This is a genomic window from Methylobacterium nigriterrae (assembly GCF_037106235.1).
In the GTDB taxonomy this organism is placed as follows: Bacteria; Pseudomonadota; Alphaproteobacteria; order Rhizobiales; family Beijerinckiaceae; genus Methylobacterium; species Methylobacterium nigriterrae.
The window spans coordinates 221,806-243,977 of record NZ_JBAWTG010000002.1; the positions used below are offsets into that span (position 1 = coordinate 221,806).

Annotated in this window: 22 protein-coding genes; 15 read left to right on the top strand and 7 right to left on the bottom strand. The window is 72.1% G+C overall.

What is annotated here, in order from left to right:
* Positions 1–27: 27 nt before the first annotated feature.
* Positions 28–1,563, top strand: coding sequence for an efflux transporter outer membrane subunit (locus WDW90_RS02675; protein WP_336485709.1), 1,536 nt, complete (start codon positions 28–30; stop codon positions 1,561–1,563).
* Positions 1,564–1,613: 50 nt separating this feature from the next.
* Here WDW90_RS02675 and WDW90_RS02680 read toward each other — a convergent pair whose 3' ends face one another.
* A complete protein-coding gene (locus WDW90_RS02680) occupies positions 1,614–2,531 on the bottom strand; it encodes a LysR family transcriptional regulator (RefSeq protein WP_336485710.1) in 918 nt (305 codons plus the stop codon).
* A gap of 122 nt (positions 2,532–2,653) precedes the next feature.
* Here WDW90_RS02680 and WDW90_RS02685 point away from each other — a divergent pair, with 122 nt between their 5' ends.
* Positions 2,654–3,100, top strand: a complete 447-nt coding sequence (locus WDW90_RS02685) for a DMT family transporter (RefSeq protein WP_336485711.1) — start codon at positions 2,654–2,656, stop codon at positions 3,098–3,100.
* 152 nt (positions 3,101–3,252) lie between these two features.
* Here the strand turns inward: WDW90_RS02685 and WDW90_RS02690 are convergent, their stop codons facing one another.
* The 3 genes from WDW90_RS02690 to WDW90_RS02700 are packed head-to-tail and all read right to left on the bottom strand — an operon-like array spanning position 3,253 to position 6,619.
* Positions 3,253–3,720 (bottom strand): secondary thiamine-phosphate synthase enzyme YjbQ, encoded by a 468-nt coding sequence (locus WDW90_RS02690; RefSeq protein WP_336485712.1) that lies wholly within the window; start codon positions 3,718–3,720, stop codon positions 3,253–3,255.
* Positions 3,717–5,579 carry a cisplatin damage response ATP-dependent DNA ligase gene (locus tag WDW90_RS02695; protein ID WP_336485713.1) on the bottom strand — a complete coding sequence of 621 codons (1,863 nt, stop codon included), beginning with the start codon at positions 5,577–5,579 and terminating at the stop codon, positions 3,717–3,719. The genes WDW90_RS02690 and WDW90_RS02695 overlap by 4 nt, the downstream gene beginning before the upstream one ends.
* A complete protein-coding gene (locus WDW90_RS02700; protein WP_336485714.1) occupies positions 5,576–6,619 on the bottom strand; it encodes a ligase-associated DNA damage response exonuclease in 1,044 nt (347 codons plus the stop codon). The genes WDW90_RS02695 and WDW90_RS02700 overlap by 4 nt, the downstream gene beginning before the upstream one ends.
* A gap of 44 nt (positions 6,620–6,663) precedes the next feature.
* On the opposite strand from WDW90_RS02700, the gene WDW90_RS02705 reads away from it, so the two are divergent.
* Together WDW90_RS02705 and WDW90_RS02710 are read left to right on the top strand one after the other, a co-directional pair.
* The gene (locus WDW90_RS02705) at positions 6,664–7,605 is read left to right on the top strand and encodes a class I SAM-dependent DNA methyltransferase (protein WP_336485715.1); all 942 of its coding nucleotides are present in this window, start codon (positions 6,664–6,666) and stop codon (positions 7,603–7,605) included.
* A 215-nt stretch (positions 7,606–7,820) separates the two neighbouring features.
* Positions 7,821–8,567, top strand: a complete 747-nt coding sequence (locus tag WDW90_RS02710) for a YoaK family protein (RefSeq protein WP_336485716.1) — start codon at positions 7,821–7,823, stop codon at positions 8,565–8,567.
* Between the two features lie 4 nt (positions 8,568–8,571).
* Here WDW90_RS02710 and arfB read toward each other — a convergent pair whose 3' ends face one another.
* Together arfB and WDW90_RS02720 are read right to left on the bottom strand one after the other, a co-directional pair.
* Positions 8,572–8,994 carry an alternative ribosome rescue aminoacyl-tRNA hydrolase ArfB gene (arfB, locus tag WDW90_RS02715; RefSeq protein ID WP_336485717.1) on the bottom strand — a complete coding sequence of 141 codons (423 nt, stop codon included), beginning with the start codon at positions 8,992–8,994 and terminating at the stop codon, positions 8,572–8,574.
* 48 nt (positions 8,995–9,042) lie between these two features.
* On the bottom strand, positions 9,043–9,327 hold the full coding sequence (locus WDW90_RS02720) for a BolA family protein (protein WP_336485718.1): 285 nt from the start codon (positions 9,325–9,327) through the stop codon (positions 9,043–9,045).
* Between the two features lie 116 nt (positions 9,328–9,443).
* Between WDW90_RS02720 and WDW90_RS02725 the strand changes: the two genes are divergently transcribed.
* The 4 genes from WDW90_RS02725 to cobT all read left to right on the top strand — a co-directional run bounded on the left by WDW90_RS02725 (position 9,444) and on the right by cobT (position 13,362).
* Positions 9,444–10,070, top strand: a complete 627-nt coding sequence (locus tag WDW90_RS02725) for a J domain-containing protein (protein WP_336485719.1) — start codon at positions 9,444–9,446, stop codon at positions 10,068–10,070.
* Between the two features lie 240 nt (positions 10,071–10,310).
* Entirely contained in the window at positions 10,311–11,294 is a 984-nt protein-coding gene (gene cobS / locus WDW90_RS02730) for a cobaltochelatase subunit CobS (RefSeq protein ID WP_336485720.1), read from the top strand.
* A gap of 16 nt (positions 11,295–11,310) precedes the next feature.
* Positions 11,311–11,454, top strand: a complete 144-nt coding sequence (locus tag WDW90_RS02735) for a hypothetical protein (protein WP_336485721.1) — start codon at positions 11,311–11,313, stop codon at positions 11,452–11,454.
* Positions 11,455–11,466: 12 nt separating this feature from the next.
* Positions 11,467–13,362: a cobaltochelatase subunit CobT gene (cobT, locus tag WDW90_RS02740; RefSeq protein WP_336485722.1), complete on the top strand. Its 1,896-nt coding sequence runs from the start codon at positions 11,467–11,469 to the stop codon at positions 13,360–13,362.
* Positions 13,363–13,662: 300 nt separating this feature from the next.
* Here cobT and rpmB read toward each other — a convergent pair whose 3' ends face one another.
* Positions 13,663–13,968 carry a 50S ribosomal protein L28 gene (gene rpmB / locus WDW90_RS02745; protein ID WP_336485723.1) on the bottom strand — a complete coding sequence of 102 codons (306 nt, stop codon included), beginning with the start codon at positions 13,966–13,968 and terminating at the stop codon, positions 13,663–13,665.
* A gap of 295 nt (positions 13,969–14,263) precedes the next feature.
* On the opposite strand from rpmB, the gene WDW90_RS02750 reads away from it, so the two are divergent.
* The 7 genes from WDW90_RS02750 (at position 14,264) to WDW90_RS02780 (ending at position 22,133) form a co-directional block, all read left to right on the top strand.
* Entirely contained in the window at positions 14,264–15,151 is an 888-nt protein-coding gene (locus WDW90_RS02750; RefSeq protein ID WP_336485724.1) for a DUF3108 domain-containing protein, read from the top strand.
* Between the two features lie 7 nt (positions 15,152–15,158).
* A complete protein-coding gene (locus WDW90_RS02755) occupies positions 15,159–15,515 on the top strand; it encodes a hypothetical protein (protein ID WP_336485725.1) in 357 nt (118 codons plus the stop codon).
* Between the two features lie 101 nt (positions 15,516–15,616).
* Positions 15,617–18,976 (top strand): helicase-related protein, encoded by a 3,360-nt coding sequence (locus WDW90_RS02760; RefSeq protein ID WP_336485726.1) that lies wholly within the window; start codon positions 15,617–15,619, stop codon positions 18,974–18,976.
* Between the two features lie 13 nt (positions 18,977–18,989).
* On the top strand, positions 18,990–19,292 hold the full coding sequence (locus WDW90_RS02765; protein ID WP_336485727.1) for an RNA-binding S4 domain-containing protein: 303 nt from the start codon (positions 18,990–18,992) through the stop codon (positions 19,290–19,292).
* A gap of 254 nt (positions 19,293–19,546) precedes the next feature.
* Positions 19,547–19,885 (top strand): ferredoxin FdxA, encoded by a 339-nt coding sequence (gene fdxA, locus WDW90_RS02770; protein WP_336485728.1) that lies wholly within the window; start codon positions 19,547–19,549, stop codon positions 19,883–19,885.
* Positions 19,886–20,353: 468 nt separating this feature from the next.
* Entirely contained in the window at positions 20,354–20,950 is a 597-nt protein-coding gene (locus WDW90_RS02775) for a CarD family transcriptional regulator (protein WP_336485729.1), read from the top strand.
* Between the two features lie 307 nt (positions 20,951–21,257).
* Positions 21,258–22,133, top strand: a complete 876-nt coding sequence (locus WDW90_RS02780) for an RNA polymerase factor sigma-32 (RefSeq protein WP_336485730.1) — start codon at positions 21,258–21,260, stop codon at positions 22,131–22,133.
* Positions 22,134–22,172 lie beyond the last annotated feature (39 nt).

Below are 22,172 nucleotides of genomic sequence, written 5' to 3' on the forward strand. Positions count from 1 at the left end.
GGCATGGCGGCGCGAGCCTCAGGCGGAATGCGCGGGCGCGCGCCCGCGGCGCTCGCATCCGCTCTCGGCGCGGCGCTTCTCTTCGCGGCCCTCGGCGCCTGCGCGGTCGGACCGAACTACCTGCCGCCGGCCGACCCGCCGGCGACGCGCTACACCCGGGAGCCACTCGCGAATCCGAGCGCCGCCGACGCGATCCGCACGACGCAGGGCGGCTCGGCCGACCAGAGCTTCGTGTCGGGCGCCGACATCCCGGGCCAGTGGTGGACCCTGTTCCGCTCGAAGGCGCTCAACCGCCTCGTCGCGGAGGCGCTCGCCAACAACCCGACGCTGGAGGCCGCCCAGGCCTCGCTGCAGGTGGCGCGGCAGAATGTCGAGGCCCAGAAGGGCACCCTGTTCCCGACGCTGACGGCGAATCCGCAGGCCCAGGTCGCGAAGGCACCGGGCCTCGACCTGCAATCGCCCCTGCAGAACCAGAACCAGTTCTTCTACAGCCTCTACACGCCGCAGGTCGCGGTCTCGTTCAACCCGGACGTGTTCGGGGGCAACCGCCGTCAGATCGAGTCGCTGGAGGCCCAGGCCGAGAACCAGCGCTTCCAGCTCGAGGCCGCCTACCTGTCGCTCACCGCCAACGTCGTGGCGGCGGCAATCCAGGAGGCGAGCCTGCGCGCCCAGATCGACGCCACCAAGCGGGTGATCCAGGCGCAGACGGAGGTGCTGCAGCTCTACAACAAGCAGCTCTCGCTGGGGCAGATCGCGGGCGCCGACGTGGTGCAGCAGCAGGCCGCGCTCTCGCTCTCGCAGCAATTGCTGCCGCCGCTCGAGCGCCAGCTCGCCCAGCAGCGCAACCTCCTGACGGCGCTCGCCGGGCGCCTGCCGAGCGAGGAGGTGTCCGAGACCTTCACGCTCGCCCAGCTCCACCTGCCGACGAAGCTGCCCGTCAGCCTGCCCTCGCGCCTCGTGCAGCAGCGCCCCGACGTGAAGGCCGCGGAGGCGCAGGTCCATCAGGCGAGCGCCGATGTGGGCGTGGCGGTGGCCAACCGCCTGCCGCAATTCAGCATCACGGCCAATGCGGGCGCGAGCGCCGTGAAGCTCGCGCAGCTCGCCAACCCGAGCGCCGGCTTCTTCACGGTGATCGGCGCGGTGACGCAGCCCCTGTTCGACGCCGGCACGCTCTATCGCCGGCAGCGCGCCTCCGAGGAGACGCTCGCCGGGGCGCAGGCGCAGTACCGCGCCACGGTGATCACGGCCTTCCAGAACGTCGCCGACGCGCTGCGGGCGCTGCAATCGGACGCCCGCGCGGTCGCGGCCGCCTCCGCTGCCGAGCAGGCGACGGCCAAGAGCGTCGAGCTGATCCGCAAGCAGTACACGGCGGGCTCGGTCAACGGCGCCGTGGTGCTGATCGCCCAGCAGAGCTACCTGCAGGCCCTCGTCACCCAGGCGCAGGCGCGCGCCAGCCAGTACGCCGACACCGCCGCCCTGTTCCAGGCGCTCGGCGGCGGCTGGTGGAACCGCATGGACGTGGCCCCACCCCGCCCCGACACCGACCCGGCGAAGTTCCTGTAAGTCATAGTAAATCCGCTTGATCCCCGCGGGATCGCGGATCGGGGCCTCGCTCAGTCGCCGCGCGGCCGAGGATGCCATTCTGACGAAAGCGCGTCGCGCTCGGCCTTGAGATGGCCGATCAGGCGCTCGGCCAGACGGCCCGGCGGACGTCCCGACGGCCGGATCAGCATCGTCTCGATGCGCAGGCGAGGCCGGAACGGCCGCAGCACGACGGGCAGGCCGGCGAGCTCCCGGGCCGGGATCGGATCGACGACGGCGAGTCCCAGCCCTTCGGCCACGAGGCCGCAGCGCGCCGCGGTGTACTGCGCCATCAGGACGAAGCGCGGCGCGAGGCCGGCCCGCGCGAAGGCCGCCTCGACCGCCTGCTGGAACGGGCCGGCGCCGCCCGCGATCAGGGGCTCGTCCGCGAGATCCTGCACCGTGACGGTCCGCTTGGGCGCGAGGGCGTGCTTGCGCGGCAGCGCGCAGACCGCATCGACCGCGAGGAAAGGTTCGCAGACAACCCCCGCATAGCCGGACCGGGGCCGCACCAGGCCGACATCGCACTGCCCCGAAGAGGCCCACGACCAGATCGTGTCCGGGCTCGGCACGTGGACCGCGACGCGGGCGCCCGGACATTCGGCGCTCCAGCGCCGGACGGCACGCGGCAGCAGGCGGGACGCCAGCGAGGGCTGGCAGGCGACGCGCAGCGGCCCGGTGCCGAGCTCCCGAATCTGGCGCGCCGCGTGGCGAAGGTGGTCGAGCCCGGCACAGGTCCGCTCGACCTCGCGGGCGAAAGCCTCCCCCTCCTGCGTCGGCGACGCGCTCCCGTGGCCCCGCACGAACAGGGGAAAGCCGAGATCGGCCTCGAGCTGGGCCATCGCGCGGCTGACATGCGGCTGGCCGATGCCGAGCGCCGCCGCGGCCCGCGTCATCCCGCCATGGCGCAAGACGGCGCGGAACAGGTCGATATGGGCCGGGTTCATCATGCCCATCCTGCATGGAAAGGGAGATGTCCGGCATTTGACGGCATGCGCCGAGGGTGTTGTCAATGACCGATGCCGGGCTCCCGAGCGCGTCGCGGCACCCCCTTCGACAAGGCCAGGCGCCGATGCTCAACCTCCTGCTTCCCCTGGCCCTCGCCGCCCTGGCGGGAGGCAGCATCGTCGTCCAGCAGGTGCTGAACGCGAACCTGCGCGTGGCCCTGAACTCGGCCGCCTGGTCAGGGTTCGTCAGCTACCTCGTCGGGGTCGTCTGCATGGGGCTGCTCGCCCTCGCGCTGCGCGACCTGGTCCCTCAGGCGAGCCTGGCGGCACGCATCCCGTGGTGGGCCTGGAGCGGCGGCCTGTTCGGCGCGATCTTCATCGGCCTCGCCATCGTCCTCGTGCCGCAGCTTGGGGCGGCGGCGTTCATCGCGCTCCTCGTCACCGGCCAGATGCTCGCCTCGGTGGCGTTCGATCATTTCGGCTGGATGGGCCTCGCGCAGCGTCCGCTCGGCCTGCCGCGCCTGGCCGGCATCGCGCTCCTGATCGGCGGCGTGGTCCTGATCCGGCGTTGAGCACGGCGGCTAGCGCGCTTTCCGCCGAGTTGGTTGCCGGTTTGGCGATCAGAAAGCGCGCCAGATCAATGGTTTGGAGCATTGTCCGTGATCCAGGAATCGCGGACAATACTCTCGGCGCCCCGGACCGGCCCCGGGATCGACGAGGCCGGTCACGCCCCGATGGCGTGCAGCGCGATCTCTCGGCAGTGTGGGCGGTCGCGGTGCTCGATCAGGTAGATCCCCTGCCACGTGCCGAGCGCGAGACGGCCATCCACAACCGGAACCGACAGGCTCGAATCGGTCAGCATTGTGCGGATGTGGGCGGGCATATCGTCCGGGCCCTCGGCGCCGTGGACGTAACCCGCGTGGCGGGGCGCGAGCCCGTCCAGCGCCGTCATCAGGTCGGCCTGCACGTCCGGGTCGGCGTTCTCCTGGATCGTCAGCGAGGCCGAGGTGTGCCGGCAGAAGACGGTGACGAGCCCGTCCCGGATCCCGCTCTCGCGCACGAACCCGGTCACCGCCGCGGTGACGTCCGTGAAGCCCCGGCCGGGCGTCGCGACGGCGAGCGTCGCGCCCGCCTGGCGGCGGATCTCGCCCGCCGAGAACCCCTCGAGAGCCCCGATCCTGCCCGGCCTCATGTCGCCTCCTCGATGAGTGTCGCGCCCGGCGCGATCTCGCGCTCGCCGCGGGCGAGGATCCGCTCGAGAAGCTCGATCCGGTCGGCCTCGGCCGCAGGCTTGTCCCAGCGGATGCGGCTGACCCGGGGGAAGCGCATGGCGACCCCGGACTTGTGCCGCGTCGAGCGCTGCACGCCCTCGAAGGCGATCTCCAGGACGAGGCCCTTGTCGCGCCCGTACTCCACCTCGCGCACCGGGCCGAAGCGCTTGGTGGTGTGGTTGCGGACGTAGCGGTCGAGCTTGGCGAGCTCCGCGTCCGTGAAGCCGTGATAGGCCTTGCCGACCGGAACCAGCTCCTCGCCCCCCTCCGGCCGCTCGCGCCAGACCCCGAACGTGTAGTCGGAATAGAACGAGGAGCGCTTCCCGTGCCCGCGCTGGGCGTACATCATCACGGCATCGACGAGGTGCGGCTCGCGCTTCCACTTCCACCACGGTCCCTTGGGGCGGCCCGGCAGGTAGGCGCTGTTCAGGCGCTTCAGCATCACGCCCTCGATGGCCTCGGCATCCTCGCCGGCCCCGACCGAGGCCGGGTCGGCGCGGGCGGCAGCGAGATCCTCCCAGCTCGCGAAGGGCACGAGCGGCGAGATGTCGATGCGGGCGTGGTCGAGACGGGAGACGAAAGCCTCGAGCCGGGCGCGTCGCTCCGCGAAGGGGAGCGGGCGCAGGTCCTCGCCGTCGGCCGCGAGCAGGTCGTAGGCCCGCACATGGGCCGGGAACTCCTCGAGGAGCCGGCCCGTTACGGCCTTCCGGTTGAGGCGCTGCTGCAGGACGTTGAAGCTCTGCACCCGGGCCTCGCGCAGGATCAGGAGCTCGCCGTCGAGGGCGCCCGAGAAGGTGATGGCCTCGGCAAGGTCCGGAAAGGCGCCGGAGATATCCTCGCCGGTGCGGGAATAGATGCGGGCGACCTGGGCTCCGGCGCGGTCGCGCCCGCCGACGAGTTGCACCCGGATGCCGTCCCACTTCCACTCGCCCGAGAAGGCCTCGGGCTCCAGCCGGTCGAAATCGCTCTCCTCCTCGATCGGGTGGGACAGCATGGGCGGCCGGAAGGGGGCCGGGTTGAGGGTCTCGGGCCGCTCCCCCCTGCCCTCGACCCAGGCGAACAGCGCCTCGTAGGGCGGCTCGAGCCCGTGCCAGACCTCCTCGACCGCGTCGGCCTCGTGCCCCCCGAGCGCGCCGACCGCCGTCTTGGCGAGCCGGGCCGAGACTCCGACGCGCAGGTTGCCCGTGACGAGCTTGAGGAGCGCCCAGCGCCCGGTCTCGTCGAGGGCGTCGAGCCAGGTCGCGAGGTGGCGCGGCAGGTCGGCCTTGCGGGTGGCCGCGAGCGTCTCCACGACCTCGGCGAGGGTGGGCGCGTGGACGGACAGGTGCGGGGGCGGGTTGTTGTGGCCGGGGCCCGGCTCGCGCCGCGCTCCCTCTCCCGTTCGGGAGAGGGTCGGGGTGAGGGGTGCGACCTCTCCGGATATGGAGCACCCCTCACCCGGTCCGCGTCCCGCGGACTCGACCTCTCCCGTTCGGGAGAGGTGCCCCGCGCCCGATCCGGCCGCGTCCGGCGTCGGCCAGATCAGCGCCGTGGTCTCTGCGAGATCGCCCACGTAATTGTGCGAGAGCCTGAACAGGGTCGGGTCGACGCGCTCCTCCACGAGGCCTCGGATGAGGGCAGGCTTGGCCTCCCGGAAGGTCAGGCCCCCGGTCATGGCGGCGAGCGCGTAGCCGCGCTCCGGATCCGGCGTGTGGGCGAAGTAAGCCTGCAGGAGCCGGAGCTTGGCGTTGCGGCGCGGCTCGTAGGCGAGGCGGTCGAGGAGATGGGCGAAATCGTTCACGCGGTCGCCTCCGCGGGCTCGGCGGCCTGCTCGACCTCCTCGTCGCCGTAGCCGAGCATGTGCAGGGGCCTCGCCCGGATCCCCTGCAGCCCGCACCAGTGCACCAGCGCATCCTCCTGCCCGTGCGTGACCCAGACCTCCTCTGCACCGGTCTCGAGGATGGTGCGGCAGAGGTCCGGCCAGTCCGAGTGGTCCGAGATCACGAGAGGCAGCTCGATCCCCTTCTGGCGGGCGCGGGCCCGCACCCGCATCCAGCCCGAGGCGAAGGCGGTGACGGGGTCGGGGAACTTGCGCGACCACAGGTCCTGGATGGCGGAGGGCGGACAGAGCACGATCGCGCCGTGGAGCTTCGCGCGGTCGGCCGCCGCCACCTTCGGGGTCTGCCCGAGCGCGATGCCCTCGCGCTTGTAGAGTTCGGTGAGCTTCTCCATGGCGCCGTGCAGGTAAATCGGGCGGTCGTAGCCCGCCTCCCGCAGCAGCGCCATGACGTGCTGCGCCTTGCCGAGCGCGTAGGCGCCGACGATGTGGGCGCGCTCCGGGAACAACGTCACCGATTCGAGGAGCTTGGCGATCTCCGCGCCCGTATCGGGCATCCGGAAGACCGGCAGCCCGAAGGTCGCCTCGGTGATGAAGACGTCGCAGGGCACGGGCTCGAAGGGCAGGCAGGTCGGGTCGCGCGCCCGCTTGTAGTCTCCCGAGACCACCACCCGCACGCGCTCGGCTTCGATCGCGATTTGCGCCGAGCCGAGGACGTGGCCGGCCGGTGCGAAGCGTACGCTGACGTCGCCGATGCGGATCACCTCGCCGAGGCGCGCTTCCTGCCGGGTTGCGCAGAAATCCTCGCCGTAGCGCACCGCCATGATGCGCAGCGTCTCGGGGGTCGCCAGCACGCTGCCGTGGCCGGAGCGGGCATGATCGGCGTGCCCGTGGGTGATGAGTGCGCGCGGCACCGGCCAGGTCGGATCGACGTGGAAGCGCCCGAGCGGGCAGTAGAGACCCTCGCGGGTTAGGGTGAGGAGATCGCTGGCGCGTAACGGCATCGGCGAGGCTATATAGGGCGCCGATCCGCGCCCCGCTCACCCGCATGTCCCGCCAGCACACCTCCGGCGACCTCCGCGCCGACCGCCGCTACGCCTATGCCGAGGCCTGCCTCGCGGAGGGCGACGCCGCGGGCGCGGCCGAAATGGCCGAGCAGGCCCTCGACCTCGCGCCGCGCTTCGCGCCGGCCTGGCTGCTGCTCGGCCGGGCCCGCGAGGCGCTCCACGCGGCGGGTGGGCGGGAGACCGACCTGCAGGGCGCGCTCAGGGCCTACGCGAACGCCCTCGACCTCGATCCCGAGGACGTGCTCGGCAGCCGGCTGCGCCTAGCCCAGCTCGGCGTCGGCGACGCGCTCGCGGCGATCTCGCCGGCCTACGTGCGGGCCCTGTTCGACGGCTACGCCGCGCGTTTCGAGCGCCACCTCGTCGGCGAGCTCGGCTATCGCGGGCCCACGATGCTGTGCGCTTCCATCGATGCGCTGGCGGGCGCCGGGCGGCGCTTCGCGCGGGTGCTCGATCTCGGATGCGGGACCGGGCTGATGGGCGCGACGCTCGAAGGCCGTTTCGATCGCCTCGCGGGCGTCGATCTCTCGCCCGCCATGCTGGCGAAGGCGGAGGCACGCGGTCTCTACCACCGCCTCGTGGCGGGCGAGCTCACGGGCTTCCTGGCCGGCGAGGCCGCCGCGTCCGCCGACCTCGTCGTGGCGGCGGACGTGTTCATCTATCTCGGCGACCTCCGGCCCGCGCTCGCCGCGATCGCGCGGGTGCTCGGCCCGGACGGGCTCGCCGCCTTCACGGTGCAGTCGCATGACGGCGCGGGCATCGTGATCGGGCCGGACGGGCGCTACGCCCACGCGGATGCGGAGGTTCTGGCCGCCGCCGACGCGGCCGGGCTGAGCCTGCGAAGCCTCACGCCAGCGGCGATCCGCCGGCAGAACGGCCTCGGCGTGCCGGGCCGGATCGCGGTGCTGTCGCCCGGCCTTGCCTGACACGTTCCAGGCTCGAGGCTCATCCCCCCGCAAAACCCGGTTCCGGCAGAGGCCGCGGCCGCGCATCCGAGCACCGCACACGGTTGCGTGAGCGCGCCCGGATTCGCGCGCGCCGACCGAACCTTCGCCGGCGTGGGGCGGTTAAGCGGCCTAACCGTTTCCCGCCCGCCACGCGGGAAGCCAAGACCATCCGAACGACCAGTCACGAGGGCCCGATGGCGGAGAAGCAGGACAAGGCGTTCCCGGCGAGCGCGGCGACGCGCGTTCCCTTCGCGCTCGCGCTGGCGGCGCTCGCCGGCTGCGCGGATTCGATCGGATTCCTCGAGTATTCGCAGCTCTTCATGTCGTTCATGTCAGGCAACACCACCCGCTTCGGCGTCGCGGTCTCGTCCTTCGACTGGGAGAACACCGCGCGCGCGGCGAGCACCATCGTGGTGTTCTGCTTCGGGGCGTTCCTCGGCACCCTGCTCGCCGCCTGGGTCGGGCCCTGGCGCCTTCCGGTGCTCCTGTCGATCGAGGCCGCGCTCCTCGCGGTGGGGTTGATCGCGCCCTGGGGCAGCTTCTCGTTCCCGCTGCACGCCTACCCGATCGTGCTGGCGCTCGGCCTGCAGAACGCGACCCTGCAGGATGCCAACGGCAACAGCATCGCGCTGACCTACGTCACCGGCGCCGTGGTCCGGTTCGGGACGGGCCTCGCCAACCTCGTCCTGCACGAGCCCTCGCCCGCCTTCTGGCTCCAGGCCCCGCTCTGGGGAGCGCTGAGCACCGGCGCGGTGATCGGGGGCGCCCTGCAGATCCGCTACGGCGAGAACGCCTTCCTGTTCCCGGCCGCGCTCGCGGCCGGACTCGCGGTGGTCGCGATCGTGCTGGCCTTGGCCAAGCCCCGCTCGCCGCTCGTCACCGGCAATGCCCCGGCGCCCGACGCGCCGCCGCACGCCAAGGCCGTCGGCATGCTGCGGTGACGCGTCACTCGGCCGAGGCCGTCCCGCGCAGGCGCTTCGTGGCGCCGCGCTTCGCCTTGGCCTCGAGCCGGCGCTTCTTCGAGGCGAGCGTCGGCCGGGTGGCGCGGCGCGGGGTCGGAGGCACCGCCGCCTCGGCCACGAGCTCGGCGAGGCGCTCGCGGGCATCCGCCCGGTTGCGCTCCTGGGTGCGGAAGCGCTGGGCCGTGATGACGAGAACGCCCTCGGCGGTGAGCCGCCGCCCGGCGAGCCGCATCAGCCGGACGGCGACCGCGTCGGGCAGGGCGGCGGAGCGGCGCACGTCGAAGCGCAGCTGCACCGCGGTCGAGAGCTTGTTGACGTTCTGCCCGCCCGGCCCGGAGGCGCGCACGAAGCTCTCCTCCAGCTCCGCCTCGTCGATGGCGATGTGGGGGGTGCATTGCAGGGCCACGATCGCCATCTCCGGGAACGATGGGACAGGGGTCGGGGGGACGATCCGTCAGGCCGCTTCGGAGGGGGTGCGGGCCCGCACCGCCAGCGCGTGCAATCCGCGCTTGAATGCGTCGTCCAGCAAACCGTTCACCAGCCTGTGCCGCTCGACGCGGCTCTTCCCCTCGAAGGCGGGGGAGACCACGTCGAGCCGGAAATGGGTCTCGCCCGATTCGCGCCAGCCCGCATGGCCGGCGTGGAGATGGGATTCGTCGATCACGTCGAGATGTGTCGGCGCCAGCGCCGCGCTCAGCGTCCCGGCGATCCAGGCTTGCAGGGGTCCGGCTTCCGTCATTTGCGCCTCTCCTGGAGGAGGCGGGCGCGCCGACCGCGTCAAGCCCCGTTCTCCGCATGCGTCATCAGGCCCGACGGCCTTGTGTCTCAGGTCCACCCCCTCATAATCGCCCCACCATGGATCTCAACTCGCGCCTGTTCGACAGCATCCGCATCAAGCCCTCCTGCGACGAGCCGAAGGCCGCCGAGACGGCGACCTGCGAGACCCCGGGCTGCACCCATCCCGGCCTGTACCGGGCCCCGAAGGGCCGCAAGGCGGAAGGGCAGTACTGGCGCTTCTGCATGGACCACGTGCGCGCCTACAACGCGAGCTACAACTACTTCGACGGGATGAACGACGCCGCCGTCCAGGCCTACCAGAAGGACGCGATCATCGGGCACCGGCCGACCTGGGCGATGGGCGTGAACCGCTCCGACGGGGCGAAGAGCACCAAGCCCGAGGCCACACGCGACTGGGCCTATGTCGACCCGCTGGGCATCCTGCGGGCCGAGGGCGTCGGCGAGACCGCCCGGCGCGCGCGGCCGGAGCCGCCGCAGCGCCCCCGCCACTCGGCCAGCGTGCGCCGCGCCCTCGACGTGCTGGGTCTCGAGGAGGGCGCCGACACCGCGGCCATCAAGCAGCAGTACAAGGCCCTGGTGAAGCGCTTCCATCCGGATGCCAACGGCGGCGACCGCTCCTTCGAGGAGCGGCTGCGCGACATCATCCGAGCGCACGATGTCCTGCGGGCCGCCGGCCTCTGCTGAGGCGGAGCCCCCCGGCCCGGCGGCACGATCGATGCACGTTTGCACCCGCCGCATTGATCGGGGTGGCGGCAAACGCCGCGCGGCGCACTATATCCTGTGCCCGCACCCCGGTGGCGCTGCCCGGCGCCGACCATTAAGGAGGGCCGGTGCCCGCGGCCGCGAAGCCGCGCGGATGCCAGCCTGGAGACATTGGCGGGGTCCCGCGCTTGACCGGCGGCCCCTGCCCCGACGAGGTCCCGAATGCTTTCTGACGACACGCCCGCCTCGCTGCCCGACCGGACCGTTTCCGTGCGCGAGGTCTTCGGCATCGACATCGACCTCAAGGTGCCGGCCTTCTCCGAGACCGACGAGCACGTGCCCGATCTCGACCCGGACTACATCTTCGACCGGGAGACGACGCTCGCGATCCTGGCGGGCTTCGCCCGGAACCGCCGCGTGATGATCACGGGCTATCACGGCACCGGCAAATCGACCCATGTCGAGCAGGTCGCCGCCCGCCTGAACTGGCCCTGCGTGCGGATCAACCTCGACAGCCACGTCTCGCGCATCGACCTTGTCGGCAAGGACGCGATCGTCCTGCAGGACGGCAAGCAGGTCACGGCCTTCCAGGACGGCATCCTGCCCTGGGCTCTGCAGAACAACGTCGCGCTCGTGTTCGACGAGTACGATGCGGGCCGCCCCGACGTGATGTTCGTGATCCAGCGGGTGCTCGAGGTGTCGGGCCGGCTGACGCTGCTCGACCAGAAGCGGGTGATCCGCCCGCACCCGGCCTTCCGGCTCTTCGCCACCGCCAACACGGTGGGCCTGGGCGACACGTCGGGCCTCTATCACGGCACGCAGCAGATCAACCAGGGCCAGATGGACCGCTGGTCGATCGTCACGACGCTCAACTACCTGCCGCACGACCGCGAGGTGGACATCGTCCTGTCGAAGGCGACGCACTACAGGGGCGAGCAGGGCCGCGACACGGTCAACCGGATGGTGCGCGTGGCCGACCTGACCCGCAACGCGTTCATGAACGGCGATCTCTCGACCGTGATGAGCCCCCGTACGGTGATCACCTGGGCGGAGAACGCGGAGATCTTCCACGATATCGGCTTCGCCTTCCGGGTGACCTTCCTCAACAAGTGCGACGAGCTGGAGCGGCCGCTCGTCGCCGAGTTCTACCAGCGCGCCTTCGGCAAGGAGCTGCCGGAGAGCGCCGTCAACGTCGCGCTGAGCTGAAGTCCCGGAGGCGATCATGGCGGACCCGGCCCTCAAGCCCGACGAGCATTCGGCGAGCGCTTCCGCATCGCAGGGCCGGATGCGCTACGAGGCGACCTCTACAAATGTCCTCATGCCTGGGACGACATCCTCGACCGTCCGCTCGACCTCGATTCGATGAAGCGATAGCTGCGTGTCCATCTCGAACCGCAAGCCCGGCGAGCGTCGCGAGACCGTCGCCGAACCCCTGAAGCGCTCGATCGCCGGATGCCTGCGCGCCATCGCGCGGCGCCAGGAGGTCGAGGTCACCTACGCGACCGACCGTCCGGCGCTGACGGGCGACAAGGCGCGCCTGCCGGAGCCGCCGCGCAAGCTCTCGGCGGCCGACGTGGCGGTGCTGCGGGGCAACGCCGATTCGATGGCGCTGCGCCTCGGCTGCCACGACGCGGCCGTCCACCGCCGCCTGGCGCCCGAGAACGCGGCCGCGCGCGCCGTCTACGACGCCGTCGAGCAGGCCCGCGTCGAGGCGATCGGCTCGCGCCGGATGGCAGGCGTCGCCAGCAACATCACGGCGATGCTCGAGGACCGCTACCACCGCGGCGGCAAGTACGAGAGCATCACGGACCGGGCCGACGCCCCGATGGAGGATGCGGTCGCCCTGATGGTGCGCGAGCGCCTCACGGGCCAGGTCCCGCCGCCCGCCGCCCGCCGGATCGTCGAGCTGTGGCGCGACCATGTCGAGGCCAAGGCCGGCCCGAATCTCGACGGGCTCCTCGGCTCGCTGGAGAACCAGCGCGCCTTCGCGCGCTCGGTGCGCGACCTCCTCTCCTCCCTCGACATGGCCGACGAGACGCCGTTCGATCCGGACGACGAGGACAGCGAGGACGAGAACGAGGCCCAGGACGACGAGCAGACCCCGCAGGACGGCGAGGCCGAGGAGCAGAGCCAGGGCGACCGCGCCGAGATCGACGCGTCGGAGGAAGCCTCCGACGACATCGAGGAGGGGGCGACCGAGGCTGCCGACGCGCCGTCCGGCGAGCTGCCCGAGGAGGCGGAGGACGCCGAATCCGAGGAGGCTTCCGAGGCCTGGCGCCCGCCGAGCCAGCGCGCCAACGAGCCGCGCGGGCCCGACTACAAGGTCTTCAACCCGCGCTTCGACGAGGTGATCCACGCCGAGGAGCTCTGCGACCCGGACGAGCTCGCGCGCCTGCGCACCTATCTCGACAAGCAGCTCGCCCATCTGCAGGGCGTCGTCGGGCGCCTCGCCAACCGGCTGCAGCGGCGCCTCCTCGCCCAGCAGAACCGGGCCTGGGATTTCGACCTCGAGGAGGGACAGCTCGACCCGGCCCGGCTGGTCCGCGTCGTGATCGACCCGTTCCAGCCCCTCTCCTTCAAGCAGGAGAAGGACACGAATTTCCGCGATACGGTCGTGACCCTGCTCCTCGACAATTCGGGCTCGATGCGCGGGCGGCCGATCACGGTCGCGGCGACCTGCGCCGACATCCTGGCGCGCACCCTGGAGCGCTGCGGCGTGAAGGTCGAGATCCTCGGCTTCACCACCCGCGCCTGGAAGGGCGGGCAGTCGCGCGAGGCCTGGCTCAACGCGGGCAAGCCCGCCGCCCCGGGGCGCCTCAACGATCTGCGGCACATCGTCTACAAGTCCGCGGACGCGCCCTGGCGCCGCGCGCGCAAGAATCTCGGCCTGATGATGCGCGAGGGGCTCCTCAAGGAGAATATCGACGGCGAGGCGCTCGACTGGGCGCACAAGCGCCTGCTCGGCCGGCCCGAGCAGCGCAAGATCCTGATGGTGATCTCGGACGGCGCCCCGGTCGACGATTCGACGCTGTCGGTCAATGCCGGCAACTACCTCGAACGCCACCTGCGCTGGATGATCGAGGACATCGAGACGCGCTCGCCCGTGGAACTCCTCGCCATCGGCATCGGGCACGACGTCACGCGCTACTACAGGCGGGCGGTCACGATCATCGACGCCGAGGAACTCGGCGGCGCCATGACCGAGAAGCTCGCCGAGCTGTTCGAGGAAGACGCCGCGCCCGCTCCCGTGCGGGCGGCGGGCGGGCGGCGCTGAGGCCGCCCGCCTCACCGAGAGCCTGCCGCCTCGCACCCCGCGCCCTCGTCCAGAGGCGAGGCGCGAGAGCGGTGCCTTCGAAGGAGGCTCTCAAGGAGATCTCGGAGACCTCCTGAGGGACGCGGCGAGATCTCTTCGGGCCAGCTCAGGACGAGGTCACGGCTGGGATCCGTCGTCTCGTCCCCCGGATCGGGGCAACGGCGCGGCCCGACCGGGTTTCAGGCGACATCCGGACACAACAAGGCCGCCGTGCGGGGCTTTCCACGCGGCGGCCTCGAACGATCGATGGAGCGGCCGGCCTCAGGCGGCGGCCGGGGTCTCGGCGCCGGCGAGCTTCTTCTCGATCTCGCGCTTCAGCAGGCGGGCCGATTGCGACAGCTCGATCTCGCGGGCCTTGACCAGGAAGGCGTCGAGGCCGCCGCGGTGCTCGACCGAGCGCAGGGCATGCGCGGTCACGCGCATGCGGACGCGGCGGTTGAGGGCGTCGGAGGTCAGGGTGACGTTGCAGAGGTTCGGCAGGAACCGGCACTTCGTCTTGCGGTTCGAGTGGCTTACGAGGTGGCCGACCTGCACGGCCTTGCCCGTGAGTTCGCAGCGGCGCGACATAGCAAAATTCCCGTATCGTTCCGTGGGCGGTCAAGACTCGGACCGTGACGGCAGACGCGGCGCTCGCCGCGGGCCGCGCCCAAGCGTGATTCCAGGTCCAGCGGAGTCCTGTTGAAGGCGCGAGCCTATAGGGGACGAGCCCCCTTTGCGTCAAGGCGCAACCGTCGGCGTACTGTGCCCTCGCGGCGACTGGCGGTCGCCCAACACTCTGTTAACCATGGCGGTCGATAACCTTGGGCAGTCCCGCGGGCCTCGCCCGGTGCCCGCGCGAGCGTTGAGGATTCGAATCCGGACCATGTGCGCCACCCTCCCTCGCACGCAACTGTTCCTGCGCGCAGGCCTGATCGCCGCGGCGTTCCTGGGCCTCGGCGCCGCCGAGGCCCGCCCGCGCCACGTCCGCACCGCGCCGGCCGGCGTCACGGTCGATTACGGCGTCAACCTCGCGGGCCTGCCGATCGGCACCGCGCAGCTCTCCGGCGCCTTCGAGGGCGCGCGCTACCGCATGGACGTCTCGGCCCAGCTCACCGGCCTCGTCGGGGCGATCACGGGCGGGATGGGCTCGGCGCGCTCGACCGGCACGATCGCGGCCGGCCCCCAGCCGAGCGCCTTCTCGATCGCGACCCGCACGGCGAGTTCCGGCATCGCGGTGCGGATGGCGCTCTCCCGCGGCAACGTCGTCCAGTCCGAGGTGACGCCGCCCCTCATCGACATGGGCGACCGCGTGCCCGTCACGGCCGCCAACAAGCGCGGCGTGATGGATCCGGCGAGCGCCCTGCTGATGCCGGCCCACGCGCGGGGCGACCTTATCGACCCCGAGAACTGCAACCGCACGCTCCCGGTCTTCGACGGGGCCACCCGCTTCAACGTGGTGCTGAGCTACGGCGAGACCCGCACCGTCGAGAAGCCCGGCTATTCCGGCCCCGTCCTCGTCTGCAATGCCCGCTACCAGGCGGTGGCGGGCCACCGGCCGGACCGGCCGGGCGTGCGCTTCATGGAGGAGAATCGCGACATGTCGGTCTGGCTCGCCCCGGTCGACGGGACGCGGGTGCTGCTGCCCTTTCGGATCGCGGTGCGCACCACGCTCGGCACCAACATCATCGAGGCGACCCGCTGGACCCGCTCCGGCGCGACCGCGACGGCGGCGGCTCCGGCCGGGGCCGTGGCCAGCCTCGACCAGCGCTGAGCGGACCATGCGCCGCGCCGCCAGGCTCGCTCCGGCTCTCGTGGCGGCCTCCCTCCTGCCGGGCGGCGCCGCGGCAGCGCCCCTCGAGGCCGGCGGCTCCTGCGGGGGCAATGCCTATTCCTCCGCCCAGCTGATCGAGGGCCGCCCGCCCCGGCGCGGGCCGATCACCAGCGTGCCCGACACCCTCTGCGCCGACCTCAAGGGGCCGCGCCCCTCCGTCAACATCGACATCTACGGCGTGCCCGGCCTTCAGGTCGGCGGGCAGGCCACCGACGGGATTGGCAGCCGGGACACCGCGACCCCATATGAGGGGCAGCCCCGGCGCGGCGCGCGGTCGCCCGGTTCCCGCTTCAGGGGCGATTGACCGCGCCTCGCGCGCGGACCATCCCCCCAAGACGCGCACGCCCGCCCGAGACGCGCACGGCGCACCACCGGCCGACCGGCCGAAGGGATTGCCCCGACCTGATGAACCGCCGCTCCCTCCCCCCGCAGGCCCGCTCGCGCGGCGTCACGGCGGTGCTCGGGCCGACCAACACCGGCAAGACCCATCTCGCCATCGAGCGGATGCTCGCCCACCCGACCGGCATGATCGGCCTGCCGCTGCGGCTGCTCGCCCGCGAGGTCTACCTGCGGGTGGTCGCGCGCGTCGGCGCCGACAGGGTGGCGCTCATCACCGGCGAGGAGAAGATCAAGCCCGACCGGCCGCGCTACTGGATCGCGACGATCGAGGCGATGCCGCGCGACCTCGACGTCGCCTTCGTGGCGATCGATGAGATCCAGCTCGCCGCCGACATGGATCGCGGCCATGTCTTCACCGACCGCATGCTCTACCAGCGCGGCCGCGAGGAGACCCTGCTGATCGGCTCCTCGACCATCGAGCCCCTGGTGAAGGCGCTGATCCCGGGCGTCCACACCACCACGCGCCCGCGCCTGTCGCAGCTGAGCTTCGCCGGCGAGAAGAAGCTCTCGCGGCTTCCCCGCCGCACCGCCATCGTGGCCTTCTCGGCCGAGGAGGTCTACGCCATCGCGGAGCTGATCCGGCGGCAGCGCGGCGGCGCCGCCGTGGTGCTCGGCGCGCTCTCGCCCCGCACCCGCAACGCGCAGGTCGAGCTCTACCAGTCGGGCGACGTCGACTACCTCGTGGCCACCGACGCGGTCGGCATGGGGCTCAACCTCGACGTCGACCATGTCGCCTTCGCGGCGAACTGGAAGTACGACGGCACCCGCTTCCGCAAGCTGACGCCGCCCGAGATGGGCCAGATCGCGGGCCGCGCCGGGCGTCACGTCGCGGACGGCACCTTCGGCTCGACGGGGCGCTGCCCGCCCTTCGAGGCCGAGATGGTCGAGGCGCTGGAGACGCACAGCTTCGAGCCGCTTCGCATCTTGCAATGGCGCAACCCGGACCTCGCCTTCCGCAGCCTCGGCACCCTGCGCGAGAGCCTCGACGAGCATCCCCGCGAGGCCGGCCTGACCCGCGCGCCGATGGGGGAGGACCAGCAGGCTCTCGAGATCCTGATGCGCGAGGACGACATCCGCGACCTCGCGGCGAGCCCGAAATCCGTGCAGCGCCTCTGGGACGTCTGCGGGGTGCCCGACTACCGCAAGGTGCATCCCCAGACCCATGCCGACCTCGTGGCGCAGCTCTTCCGCTTCCTGATGCGCGGCATGGCCGGGCGCATCCCGGACGACTGGTTCGCCAAGCACGTCGCGATGATCGACCGCACCGACGGCGACATCGACGCGCTCTCCCAGCGCATCGCGCAGGGGAGGACGTGGACCTTCGTGGCGAACAGGCCCGACTGGCTTCTCGACCCGGAACATTGGCAGGGCGAGACTCGTCGGGTAGAGGACAGGCTATCCGACGCCCTGCACGAACGCCTCGCGAGCCGTTTCGTCGACAGGCGCACCAGCGTCCTGATGCGGCGCCTGAGAGAGAACACGATGTTGGAAGCCCAAATCACCGCCGGCGGGGACGTGACCGTCGAGGGGCAGCATGTCGGCCATCTCCACGGCTTCCAGTTCGTGCCCGATCCGGGCGCGGAGGGGCATGAGGCCAAGACCCTGCGCAGCGCCGCCGAGAAAGCGCTGGCCGGCGAGATCGAGGCGCGGGCCGACCGCTTCGCGGCGGCCGCCGACGCCTCCCTGGTGCTGAGCCACGAGGGAATCATCCGCTGGACCGGCGACCCGGTGGCGAAGCTCGTCGCCGGCGACAAGCTGTTCGAGCCGCGCCTGCGCCTGATCGCCGACGAGGGCCTGACCGGCCCCGCCCGCGAGAAGGTCGAGGCGCGCCTCGCCGCCTGGCTCAAGGCCTACGTGGTGCGCCTCCTCGGCCCGCTCATGGAGATCGAGACCGCCGCCGACCTGACGGGGCTCGCCAAGGGCATCGGCTATCAGGTGGTCGAGGCCCTCGGCGTGCTCGAGCGCTCGAAGGTGACGCACGAGATGCGCAGCCTCGACCAGGAGGGCCGCGGGGCCTTGCGCCGCCACGGCGTGCGCTTCGGCGCCTACCACATCTTCCTGCCGGCGCTGCTGAAGCCCGCTCCCCGCACCCTCGCGGCCCAGCTCTGGGCGCTGCGCAACGGCGGCCTCGAGCAGCGCGGCCTCGACGAGATCGCGCATCTGGCGGGCTCCGGCCGCACCTCCATCAAGGTCGATCCCGAGATCGCCAGGGGCCTCTACCGCGCGGCGGGCTTCCGGGTCTGCGGCGAGCGGGCCGTGCGCGTCGACATCCTGGAGCGGCTCGCCGACCTGATCCGCCCGGCCATCGCCTACCGGCCCGGCACCACGCCGGGCGATCCGCCGGCGGGCTCGGCCGATGGCGAGGGCTTCGTCGCCACGGTCGGCATGACCTCGCTCGTCGGCTGCTCGGGCGAGGATTTCGCCTCGATCCTGAAATCCCTCGGCTACGTCGCCGAGACCCGGCCCGGCCCTGCCATCACGGTGCCGCTCCTGCCGGCCGCCCCGACCGAGCCCCTACGCCCCGCGGCGGCAGCATCCGAGGGCCCGACGGCCGACGCGCAGGCCGAGGCCGCGGCGGCGGTCGAGGCCGTGAGCGAACCCTCCGAGGACGGAGATGCCGCGCAGGCGTCCGAAGCCGCGACGGCGGAGACCGGCGCTGAGGCGCAGCCGAGCGACGAAGCGCCGGCTCCCGCCGCTCAGCCTGCGGACGCGTCCGAGGCGGCTCCCGCATCCGATCCGGGGGACGCGCAGGAGCCCGCGATCGTGCAGGAGCCCGCGGTTGCGCAGGAGCCGACGGACGCGCAGGAGCCCGCGCCCTCCGCAGAGGAGAGCAACGCGGCCGAGCCGTCCGCGCCGGAGCCGGAGCCGGACGCCGTCGCGGCGGCGGAAAGCGGTACGGACGCGGCGACCGCGGAGGAACCGGCCACGGCCGAGGCGGCGGAGCCCGCCACCGTCGAGGTCTGGCATCTCCACCGCCACCAGCGGCAGCCGCATCACCGCCAGAACCGGCCCCGCGGCCAGGGACGCGGGCGCGACGCGGCCCAGGGCGCGCCGCGCCAGGACGGCGAGGCGCGCCGGGACGGCGGCCGCGACCGGCCCGAGCGCCAGCGCGCGCAGGGCGAGGCGCGCCGCAACGGCCCGGGCGAGCGGCCCGAGGGCGGCCGTCGGGACGGCAACGGCCCGCGCCGCGAGCGCTTCGAGCCGGGCCGCAACCGGCCGGACCGCCGGGACGAGGGCCGCCATGCCGGGCCTCGCGAGGACCAGCGCCCGCCCCGGCGCGAGCGCGCGCCCGATCCGGATTCGCCCTTCGCCAAGCTCGCCGCCCTGAAGGCGCAGCTCGAATCCGGCGAGGGCGGCAAGCGCTGAGCGGCCGCGCAGGATGGCGGACCCGGCGAAGGCGGAACGGCAGCGGCTCGACAAGTGGCTGTGGTTCGCGCGCTTCGCCAAGACTCGCTCGCTCGCCGCGCGCCTCGTCGCGGAGGGGCATGTCCGGGTGAACGGCAAGCGGGCCGAGGCGCCCGCCAAGGGCATCCTGGTCGGCGACGTCGTGACGGTCGCGGCCGCCCACGTGACCGCGCTGGTCCGGGTGGCCGGTCTCGGCGAGCGGCGCGGGCCCGCCCCAGAGGCGCGGCTCCTCTACGTCGATCTCACGAAGGCCGAACCGGGCCCGGACCAGCCCTGAGGCGCGGCCGGTCATTGCAGGGGGGCGACACTTCCGTCCCGAGGCGGGCCCGGGCGGGGCCTACGTCGTGAGCGCGCTTGTCAGCCTCCCTGGCAGAGGCTAGAGCCGTTCGAATTGGGGGCCGCCCGTCCGGCCCCACGCGTGCGCTTCCCGTTGAGAGGACCGCGCATCTAGAGCGAAGGCTGCGGCCGGGGCCCGACCAGGGGCTCCCAACCCGCCTCGCCGGTGCGCGGATCGAGGACGAAAAACAGCCCATGACCTACGTCGTCACCGACAATTGCATCAAGTGCAAGTACATGGACTGCGTCGAGGTCTGCCCCGTGGACTGCTTCTACGAGGGCGAGAACATGCTCGTCATCCACCCCGACGAGTGCATCGATTGCGGCGTCTGCGAACCGGAATGCCCGGCCGAGGCGATCAAGCCCGACACCGAGCCGAACCTCGAGAGCTGGCTCAAGCTCAACGCCGACTACGCGAAGAGCTGGCCGAACATCACGCAGAAGAAGGATGCGCCCGGCGACGCCAAGGAGTGGGACGGCGTCACCGGCAAGCTCGAGGCGCATTTCTCGGCCAATCCCGGCACGGGCGACTGAACGCCGCGCCGTCGGCCGACCGGTTTCGGAGCTTCGCGGAGCAGGCGCGTCAGGGGCGGCGCGGCCGGGACTGGGACGGGGACCGGCCGAGCGCTATCCCGTGCAAAACCGTGCCGCCGGGCTCGCGCAAGCGCACGCATGAGGCGGCAATCCTTTGATTCGGCGGCTGGATTGTGATACACAATCCTTCTGCCGTCGCTCGTGCCTGACGTGCTCCCTCCGCCCGCCCAAGGCGGTTCCAGGCTTTTCGTGGAAACGGGGTTGCATGCGATCGACCGCTGAAGGCGTCCTCGCTTTCGGTGGCCGTTCCGTCGTGGTGTGGGTGCGGCTGCGCCTGGGAACCGAAGGGCTGCGCGAGCCTGCGAGGCCGAGAGCCGACGGTCGGTGGCAAGAGCCGGGTTTCCCGCCCCGGTTGGACGGTACGGTGCGACGCGATCAGTCGCGCGATGTTCTGGAGGCCCTTCTCGCATGACCACAGCCAAGAAGACGACGGCAGGCCGCCAAGGCTTCAAGACCGGCGAGGCGGTCGTGTACCCGGCGCACGGCGTCGGCCGCATCGTCGCGATCGAGGAGCAGGAGATCGCCGGCTACAAGCTCGAGCTGTTCGTCGTCTCGTTCGAGAAGGACAAGATGGTTCTGCGCGTGCCCACCGCGAAGGCCAACAGCGTCGGCATGCGCAAGCTCGCCGAGCCGGACGTCGTCAAGAAGGCGCTCGACCTGCTGACCGGCCGCGCCCGGATCAAGCGCACCATGTGGTCGCGCCGCGCCCAGGAATACGAGGCCAAGATCAATTCCGGCGACCTGCTCTCGGTGACCGAGGTCGTGCGCGACCTGTTCCGCTCCGAGGCCCAGCCGGAGCAATCCTACAGCGAGCGGCAGCTCTACGAGGCTGCCCTCGACCGCGTGGTGCGCGAGATCTCCTCGGTCAACCGCATCACCGAGACCGAGGCGCTGAAGCTCATCGAGCAGAGCCTCGCCAAATCGCCGCGCCGCGGCAAGAACGAGGTCGAGGCCGAGAGCGACGCCGAGCAGGACGGCGACGACCTGCAGGAGGAGGCCGCCTGAGAGCGGCCGGCGCCACGACCCCTTCTCACGAGCCCGGCGCGCGAGCGCCGGGCTTTTTGTTTGGCCGCGGCTTGCAGGCCGCCCGTCGCCCGCCTGTCGTCCCCCTGTCATGGGCTGCGGCGCATGGTCTCCCGGCCGGCGACGGCCCCCGCGGACCCCGTCCGCAGCATTCCCCTCCGGAGGAGCGGAACTTTCGCGCCCGCGCTTCCGTTGTCGGTTGCCTGGCGTGGGTCCCCGTCGGTGCCGCGGGCACCGTCATGCGCGGCCCCGTCGCAACAGCACTCGAACGAAAGAGGCGGAGGCGGGGATGGCGGACATCGCAGGGATACGTCGGCAGTTCATTCGCACGGCCATGGAAGCCCCCTTCCTCGCCCGCGAGGAGGAACGCGGCCTGGCCGTCCGCTGGAAGGACCAGCGCGACGAGCAGGCCCTGCACCGGTTGATCTCCGCGCATATGCGCCTCGTCATCGCGCTGGCCGGCCGCTTCCGGCATTACGGTCTGCCGATGGCGGATCTCGTGCAGGAAGGCCATGTCGGCCTGATGGAGGCCGCCGCCCGCTTCGAGCCCGAGCGCGAGGTCCGTTTCTCCACCTACGCCACCTGGTGGATCCGCGCCTCGATCCAGGACTACATCCTGCGCAACTGGTCGATCGTGCGCGGCGGCACGAGTTCCGCCCAGAAGGCCCTGTTCTTCAACCTGCGGCGCCTACGCGCCCGCCTGATGCAATCCACCGAGGAACGCGTCGGTGACGAGATCCACCGCCGCATTGCCACCGCGATCGGCGTCTCCCGCGAGGACGTGGCGCTGATGGACGCGCGCCTGTCCGGCCCCGACATGTCGCTCAACGCGCCCGTCGGCGAGGAGAGCGAGGCCTCCTCGGAGCGGATGGACTTCCTGGTGGACGGCGCCGCCCTGCCGGACGAGACCGTCTCGGCGACGGTCGACGGCGAGCGCCGCCTGATCTGGCTGCAGCAGGCGCTCACGGTGCTCTCCGAGCGGGAACTGCGCATCCTGCGCGAGCGGCGCCTCGCCGAGGATCAGGCCACCCTCGAAGCCCTCGGCCACCGCCTCGGCATCTCCAAGGAGCGCGTGCGCCAGATCGAGAACCGCGCCCTCGAGAAGCTGCGCCGGGCGCTCGCCGAGCGCTTCCCGCAGACCGCCGGCAGCGTCTACGCCGGCTAGGCGCATTCGCCGGCCGCACCGTGATGATCCCGCGGGCGC